The organism is Siccirubricoccus deserti (assembly GCF_014283215.1).
GTDB lineage: Bacteria > Pseudomonadota > Alphaproteobacteria > Acetobacterales > Acetobacteraceae > Siccirubricoccus > Siccirubricoccus deserti.
This window is the reverse complement of sequence record NZ_JACOMF010000198.1, coordinates 1-1,745: the sequence shown is the minus strand read 5'-3', so window position 1 is coordinate 1,745 and position 1,745 is coordinate 1. Positions and strand designations below refer to the sequence as shown.

The 1,745-nt window shown below is 69.9% G+C and carries 3 protein-coding genes; 2 read left to right on the top strand and 1 reads right to left on the bottom strand.

Features of this window, described 5'->3' with window-relative positions:
• A partial coding sequence (locus H7965_RS29750; protein WP_186774078.1) for a transposase occupies positions 1–236 on the bottom strand: 236 nt, incomplete at its 3' end.
• A gap of 412 nt (positions 237–648) precedes the next feature.
• On the opposite strand from H7965_RS29750, the gene H7965_RS29745 reads away from it, so the two are divergent.
• The gene (locus tag H7965_RS29745; RefSeq protein WP_186774077.1) at positions 649–1,461 is read left to right on the top strand and encodes a class I SAM-dependent methyltransferase; all 813 of its coding nucleotides are present in this window, start codon (positions 649–651) and stop codon (positions 1,459–1,461) included.
• Positions 1,462–1,548: 87 nt separating this feature from the next.
• On the top strand, positions 1,549–1,745 hold a 197-nt coding region (locus tag H7965_RS29740), incomplete at its 3' end, for a hypothetical protein (RefSeq protein WP_186774076.1).

Sequence of the window (1,745 nt, the reverse complement as noted above, 5' to 3'; positions counted from 1 at the left end):
CAGCGCTCGTCCGACAACCCGTGCATCGCCTGCAGCAGCAGGATCCTGAACATCAGCACGTGACCGAAGGCAGGCCGGCCGCCCCTTGTGCCGTCGGCGCGCGGCACCGCCCGCTCCAGCTCCGCGCGGAACATGGCGAAATCCACCAGCTCGGCAATCCGCTCGAGGTCATCGCCCTTGGCCGACAGGTCGCGCAGCCGCTCCTCCACATCGAAGAACCCTGGCTGCCGAACCATCGCCACCCCCCCCCACGCCGATCCTGCCCAGTGAATCAGCCGAACGGCATCAGGGAGAGGGGTTTCCGGAGGTGTCCAGCTTGTCCAAGGTCGACTGCCGTCCAGCACCTGCAGAGCTGAACACCAGCGTGTCTTGGCTAATCTGACGACGCGCCATGGGAGCCCTCCGCCGCTGATCACCCGCAGCGAATCAGAGCCAAGCTCCGACGTCCAGTGCTATCCGCGCACAGGCCTTCTAGTGGATAGCGCCAGACGGATGGTACCCTCACCGTCCTGATCTCAGGTTGCTGATCTGGGCCTCCTTTTCTTCAGAGCGGCACTCCGCCTACCCTGGCGGCACTGGGACCGATCCCCTCGGCCACCGCGCGATGGGCAAGGCGGCGGTGCAGCATGAGGGATAAGGAGGCACCGAATGGCCGGGCAGAGCTTCCGTGACGCCGAACTGGCGGGCTGGGACCACAAGGCGGGCTACTGGGACGACACCCTCGGCGCTGTCACTCAGCAGGCTGTCGGGCCGCTCCTGGACGCCGCCGGAGCCGCTCCTGGCGTGCGCCTGCTCGACATCGCCTGCGGCACCGGCGCGCTCGCCGCCGCCGCGGCCGGGCGCGGCGCCGAAGTGGTCGGCATGGACTTCGCTCCGACCATGGTCGCCGAGGCGACCCGGCGGCACCCCGGCGTCGAGTTCCGGGTCGGCGACGCCGAGGCCATCCCGCTGGCTGACGCCAGCATGGATGTCGTCACCTGCTCCTTCGGCCTCCTGCACATGGAGCGACCCGAGCGGGTACTCGCCGAGGTCGCTCGCGTGCTGCGGCCTAGCGCCGGGCGCTTTGCCGCGACTGCCTGGGCTCCGGAGGGCGACTTCTTCGCGCTGGTCGGGCAGGCGGTACAGGCCCACGCCGACATGACCGTATCGCTGCCGCCCGCCCCACCGATGTTCCGCTTCGCCGACGAGGGCGAGTGCCGGTCCGCGCTGCTCGCAGCGGGTTTCGCCGAGGTCAGCTTCTGGCGGCTGCCACTCCACTGGAACGGTGGCGCGCCGGAGGCGGTCCTGGACCTCGTCCACCGTGGCACGGTGCGCACGCCGATGCTGATCAAGGCGCAGGCGCCGGAGGCGCGAGGCGCTATCGAGCGGGCCATCCTGGAAGGCGCGGAACGCTACAGGGCGGACGCGGGAGGGATTGTGCTCCGCTGGCCCGCCCTGCTCACGGTGGCTAGGCGCGCCTGATAAACACGGCGGCTGCGCCTGTAGCGGTTCCGCTTCCCTCCGCCGCTCCGACCGGCCATCCTCCCCGACCAGCAGGGAGGTAGGGCCATGGCCGAGCCCACGGATGAGGAACTTCGCCGGCTCGCGCGCAGGGTACTCGGCCGCGACCTAACGGCTGAGGAGGCCGCACAAGCGGCGCCGCGGTTGCTGATCCTGTCGCAGACCATGGACCGGCTAGAGGCTTGGCAGGGCGAACTCGGTGAGGTCGCCCCAGCAACCATATTTCAGGTGCCGACGGAGGCGCG

Excerpts from the sequence above, each read along its gene's own strand:
- H7965_RS29745 (WP_186774077.1), top strand. The coding sequence starts at position 649 with ATGGCCGGGCAGAGCTTCCGTGACGCCGAACTGGCGGGCTGGGACCAC.